The sequence below is a fragment of the Methanocorpusculum vombati genome, assembly GCF_026891935.1.
GTDB classification, from domain to species: Archaea; Halobacteriota; Methanomicrobia; order Methanomicrobiales; family Methanocorpusculaceae; genus Methanocorpusculum; species Methanocorpusculum vombati.
In genome coordinates this window covers 1-6047 of the sequence record NZ_JAPTGC010000029.1, presented here as the reverse complement: position 1 = coordinate 6047, position 6047 = coordinate 1, and the positions used below count along the sequence as shown (strand labels likewise).

The following is a 6047-nucleotide window of genomic DNA, read 5'->3' as shown; positions in this document are numbered from 1 at the left end:
CAGACCAAAGGAAAACACACCAAAATACGCTAACACGAACGAATCGCGCAGCATCGTTTGGAACGTTGTCCTGCAGTCTGAACCACAGAAACCGGCAACCACCCACAGAACACCGGAAAAACCACAAACAGCCTCCGCTCACCGGAAATCACAAAACACAGATCAGGCAGTACAGAGAAAACCATACAACCAATCATCACCTGCAAAAACATACAAAAAACACGAAAACGCGATACACGCAAAAACACCGTATTTTACAACAACAAACAATTCAGAAGAAGAAAGAAGGGGGGTGCAGCGTTGAATAGTTCCCGAGAACTCGCGTATCTCAGTACAGTATCCGACGTAAGAGAGCTTAACTGCCGGGTTCGGAATGGGTCCGGGTGGAACCTCTCTGCTATGGCCGCAGAATCCCCCAAGCCAAGTTCCCGATTTGAACGGGAGTAGAGCTGCTCTGCAGGCAGCCGCGTGGCCGCTCCGCCAACTTGGCACAGTAACTGGGATATACATATTCGCGGTTACTGTTTATTAAGGGCATGGGTTTTGCATTTGGATAACGTCTGGGCACAGCGAAACCTGTTTCGCGGAAAAGACTCGTATAAGAACAGGGAAGAAATCCCAAAAGATTTCTCATTTCCATTCTGTCACTGCTAATCCGAATTGTATTGAACGATTGTTATCTTTGTAAAAGCTGTATAAAAACAGCCAGAGTAGGACATACCAGAAAATCTGGATTTGAGCGTTAGTATTTGCGGACTGAACACGTCGTTGCCTTCGTGCGTACATCCCAAACCTATTAACCCGGTCTTTTACCGGTGCTCTGTAACGAAATCTCTTTTCAAGCGAAGTTTCAAACTTAGATGCTTTCAGTTTTTATCTCGTGCCACGTAGCTGCTCGGCACTGCCTTGTCAGACAACCGATACACCAGAGGTGACGAATGAAAGTTCCTCTCGTACTATTTCATTCTTGCTCTCAGATTTCGAACACTCCCATCAGATAGTAACCGACCTGTCTCACGACGGTCTGAACCCAGCTCACGATCCCCTTTAATAGGCGAACAACCTCACCCTTGGCTGCTGCTGCACAGCCAGGATGGAAAGAACCGACATCGAGGTAGCAAGCCGCCGGGTCGATATGTGCTCTTGCCGGCGACGACTCTGTTATCCCCAGGGTAGCTTTTCTGTAGTCAATAGCCCTCACCAAAAAGGCGTATTGGTTCGTTAGACCCGTGTTTCCACTCGTGATTTCTTGCTATGCGAAATCACGTCAAGCCAACTTATGCTCTTGACACTCTCCTGTGAGTTGCTGACTCACATGAGTTGACCATAGGGCACCCTTGATATGTTTTCGAGGGTGTGGCGCCCCACCCAAACTGCCTACCTACCGATGTCCTCGTAAAAAATACGAGTGAGAACTACAGCAGAACAAGGATGGTGTCTCAACGTTGGCTCCACTCATACCGGAATATGAGCATTAACACCTACCATCTACGCTGCGCATGTAATACCGTAATTCAACGACAGGCTGCAGTAAAGCTCCATGGGGTCTTCACTTCCCGATGGGAGTCCCTTGCCTCTGCACAAGGATAAAAGGTTCAACGGATTTGCGGTAGGGACAGTAGAGCCCTTATTAATCCATTCATGCAAGTCGCCAATTAAGCGACAAGGTACTACGCTACCTTAAGAGGGTCATAGTTACCCCCGCCGTTTACGGGTCCTTCGTCCGATTGTACTCAGTGTTCAGATACCCGCACTGGGCAGGATTCACAGACTATACTAGTCCTTACGGAGTTGCAGTCTGCTATGTTGTTGTTAGACAGTTAGAGCTCCCTGGTCACTGCGACCTGCCTGATCACCAGGCAGGCACCCCTTGTTCCGAAGGTACGGGGCCATTTTGCCGAGTTCCCTTACCACAAATAATTCCGACACGCCTGAGTCTTTTCAACTAGGGGCACCTGTGTCGGTTCTCGGTACGGTCAATGCGTTACCTTTTCACGGGCACCAGGTATGAACATACTTACGCCATGACGATTTCGCTCAATTCTCACCATTACGGTACTCCAAGAGCTTATACGATTGGACGGAACGACGGTTCCGCTGTGTGTAACCCGATGCGTCAGTATATCAACGCATGGTACAGGAATATTAACCTGTTTCCCTGTCGCTGTATTCAAATTATGATACAACTTAGGACCGACTAACCCTCGGCTGACGAACATTGCCGAGGAAACCTAGCCCCTTCGGCGGAATGGATTCTCACCATTCTTTGCTTCTACTACTGCCAAAATTCTCATTCCTATACGGTCCACAGGAACTTACGACCCTGCTTCAGCCCATACAGGACGCCTCTCTACTCGATCATCCCGAAGGATGCGCCATGGTATCTGCAGTAGGCTTGAGCCCCGTCCATTTTCTGCGCCCTAAATCTTGACTGGTAAGCTGTTACGCACTTTTTAAAGGATAGCTGCTTCTGAGCTCACCTTCCAGTTGTCTTTGACCTAGGACTTCATTCAGTGTTGACACTTAGCCTACATTGGGGGGCATTAACCATGGGCTGGGTTGTCTCCCTTACGGACTACAAGCTTACCCCGTAGCCCGGACTGCCCGACGTCTACGAAGACAGGGAGTTTGGAGTTTTACAAGGAAGCGAGGAATTTCTTCCCCGGGATTCCCAATAGGTGCTCTACCTCACTGTCATCCTCGGTCGAGGTCATGCTTAGACATGTTTCGAGAGGAACCAGCTGACACCCGGTTCGATGAATCTTTCACTCCTATACCCAAGTCACGCGAATGATTTGCATATCAAAACCGCATGCGGTCCTCCACGCACCTTTCGGCACGCTTCAACCTGCTCAGGCATAGATCACCAGGTTTCAGGTCGTATCCCATTGACTCCACGCACTATTAGTACGCCGACCCAAGTATAAACTACGGTCGTGTCGCTTTCGCTGCGGCTACCCTGTTACGGTTAACCTCGCCAATGGAATACACTCTTTGGCCCGTTCTTCAAAACGTAAGTTGCGACATCGGCAACCATTCTCATACTACCGCCTCGCGACGGGTTCTTTCGAACGGAAGGTCCTTGCATGCCGCAACACACGATCACCGGTTAGTTTCAGGCACTTTTCATTTCCTTTTCAGGGATACTTTTCAGTGTTCGCTCACGCTACTAATTCGCTATCGGTTTTGAGGAGTATTTAGTCTTGGAGGTTAGGTGACCCCCTTATTCACGCGGGAATTCCAACCCACGCTACTCAGGTCTCTTCCAGGCTGAGACTGCCACTACGTACGGGGCTGTCACCCTCTCAGGCGGACCATTCCAGGTCACTTTCATTAGGCAGTGTCATACCACATAGAAGGCCATACACCACATGTCCCTTGCGGGATTCGGTTTAGACTCTTACGGGTTCGATCGCCTCTACTAACGTAATCTCAATTGATTTCTCTTCCTCTCCCTACTGAGATGTTTCACTTCGGGAGGTTCCCCATCCTGACGGATTTACCATAAAATGGTACGGAGGTCCTATTAGGGGATCCCCGGATCACAGACTCCTTGCGTCTTCCCGGGGCATTTCGCTGCTTGGCACGCCCTTCATCGGCTCTCAAACCGAACCATCCACTAACCGGCATAAGAACCAGGTTTTATTTTCGAATGCACGACTATCTTACGATAGTGTGATCCGAAGGTATGTCCAGATGTAATCGTTTGGTACGATTGGATTATTTGTGATAAATGGAATTGTTGTAACCAGGGATTGCTTCCGACTGTTCTCTTAAAGTGTTGTTGCCTTACCGACAAGTTACGCTTTCGAGAGTTTTTCGCGAAAGGTTTCCGCTGATACCCATTTAACGTCCAAATGCAAAACCTATACACGACCTCAAAGAGTCAGTGACTCTCGGTCCTTCCCCGGTAACTCGCGTTTCCGGGTGCATTGCAACCGCAACCGGTAACGGTCAGAAAGATTCTGAGTTACAAGCGGCTGCGGAGTGGACGCGTGGGGATTTGAACCCCAGGCCTCGGCGTTGCAAACGCCGCGCTCTTCCAGCTGAGCTACGCGCCCCTCACACTGATATTGGGATGCAGGATACGACCTGGCATCATGCTGCTGTTTATTTCATCAGCACGTGTGAGTGCATATTGTATGTTGATACTGTGACGATTGTACGGTTCATTGAAACGACCGCTTATACGATTCCCTTAGACGTTTTACGAGGGTTTTGGATCATTAGGAGGTGATCCAGCCGCAGATTCCCCTACGGCTACCTTGTTACGACTTAACCCTCCTCACGGAACCTAGATTCGACCCCGGCAAAGACCAGGGACTCATCCAAACCCCACTAGGATGGTTTGACGGGCGGTGTGTGCAAGGAGCAGGGACGTATTCACCGCGCTATAGTGAAACGCGATTACTACAGATTCCAGATTCATGCGGGTGAGTTGCAACCCGCAATCCTAACTAAGGCCGGGGTTAGGAGATTGACTGCACCTTTCGGTGTGGTTACCCATTGTCCCGGCCATTGTAGCCCGCGTGTAGCCCGGATAATTCGGGGCATGCTGACCTACCGTTGCCCATTCCTTCCTCCCCTTTAGCAGAGGCGGTCCCAACAATGTCCCCAGCCATCCGGAGATGCTGCTGGCAATTGTTGGCGTGGGTCTCGCTCGTTGCCTGACTTAACAGGATGCTTCACAGTACGAACTGACGACGGCCATGCACCTCCTCTCAGCTAGTCATGTAAAACCTTCAGATTGACAATCATTCAGCTGTCTTATCCGGTGAGATGTCCGGCGTTGAATCCAATTAAACCGCAGGCTCCACCTGTTGTGGTGCTCCCCCGCCAATTCCTTTAAGTTTCAGCCTTGCGACCGTACTTCCCAGGTGGTGCGTTTCACGATTTCTCTTCGGCGCATCAGTTACGCGTGGTAACCGACACACCTAACGCACATTGTTTACGGCTGGGACTACCGGGGTATCTAATCCCGTTTGCTCCCCCAGCTTTCGTCCCTCACTGTCGAAGCTGTTCTGGTAAGCTGCCTTCGCCATAGGTCGTCCCTCGAGGATTACAAGATTTCACTCCTACCCCCGAAGTACGGCTTACCTCTCCCAGTTCCAAGAATGCCGGTATCTCTTAGACGCCTTTTGGTTAAGCCAAAAGATTTCCCAAGAGACCTAACAGTCAAGCTACGGACGCTTTAAACCCAGTAATAGTGGCCATCACTCGAGCAGCCGGTATTACCGCGGCGGCTGGCACCGGTCTTGCCCTGCCCTTTCTTCACATGCAATTTAAACATATGAACAGCCTGCATCGACAGGCACTCAGGGTTTCCTTATCACGATTGCTCGCATTGTAAAGTTTGCGCGCCTGCTGCGCCCCGTAGGGCCTGGATTCATGTCTCAGAATCCATCTCCGGGATCTTGCTCCCACAACCCGTACCGATAAAAGGCTTGGTGGGCCGTTACCCCACCAACGACCTAATCGGACGCAGTCTCATCCTTGGGCGAATGAATCTTTCGAGAATGCAGCATTCCAGCATGCATTCACTATGGAGTATTAGCCCCAGTTTCCCGGGAGTATCCTCCACCCAAGGGCAGATTAACCACGTGTTACTGAGCAGTATGCCGAGGGCTTACCCCTCTCGACTCGCATGGCTTAGTCAAACCCTGATAGCAATGGCCTCTGGCAGGATCAACCAGAATTACTATTTATTTTTCTTTCGAAATACACACTTGTTCTTGTTAATGTTCTTAACAAAACCAGGCGTAAAACGTTAAAGGAATCAGCGGTCATTTCAATGAATGTCCGCATCGCCACAATACCAACGTCAGAACAAACTACCGCGTGAGTTCTTTCGAACTTCACCGGTTCGCGTTTCGTTCTCCACTTAAACAGCCTTATTACATACGCATCAAGCGTATTTATACTCTTCGAACCGCAGGAGGCGGTGTCCGGATTTGACATCCGGAACCGCACCGCGGGTCGCGCTGCATTGCGAGGTAACATAGTTGGACGAGGGAGAATATAAACCCACCGAACCAGCTCTGATACAT

1 protein-coding gene, 2 tRNA genes and 3 rRNA genes are annotated in these 6047 nt (G+C 50.1%); 1 reads left to right on the top strand and 5 read right to left on the bottom strand.

Going from position 1 to position 6047, the window contains the following annotated elements; genetic code table 11:
- On the top strand, positions 1 to 304 hold a 304-nt coding region (locus O0S09_RS09780), incomplete at its 5' end, for a hypothetical protein (RefSeq protein WP_268923789.1).
- On the opposite strand, the gene rrf is transcribed toward O0S09_RS09780, so the two are convergent.
- The 5 genes from rrf to O0S09_RS09755 all read right to left on the bottom strand — a co-directional run bounded on the left by rrf (position 290) and on the right by O0S09_RS09755 (position 5696).
- Positions 290 to 411 (bottom strand): 5S ribosomal RNA (gene rrf, locus O0S09_RS09775). The two genes, O0S09_RS09780 and rrf, sit on opposite strands and share 15 nt — an antisense overlap.
- A gap of 7 nt (positions 412 to 418) precedes the next feature.
- A tRNA-Cys gene (locus O0S09_RS09770) sits at positions 419 to 490 on the bottom strand.
- A gap of 234 nt (positions 491 to 724) precedes the next feature.
- Positions 725 to 3644 (bottom strand): 23S ribosomal RNA (locus O0S09_RS09765).
- Between the two features lie 344 nt (positions 3645 to 3988).
- Positions 3989 to 4061, bottom strand: a tRNA-Ala gene (locus tag O0S09_RS09760).
- Between the two features lie 167 nt (positions 4062 to 4228).
- A 16S ribosomal RNA gene (locus tag O0S09_RS09755) occupies positions 4229 to 5696 on the bottom strand.
- Together the 16S, 23S and 5S rRNA genes with 2 tRNA genes alongside form the textbook arrangement of a ribosomal RNA operon.
- Between the last annotated feature and the right edge of the window lie 351 nt (positions 5697 to 6047).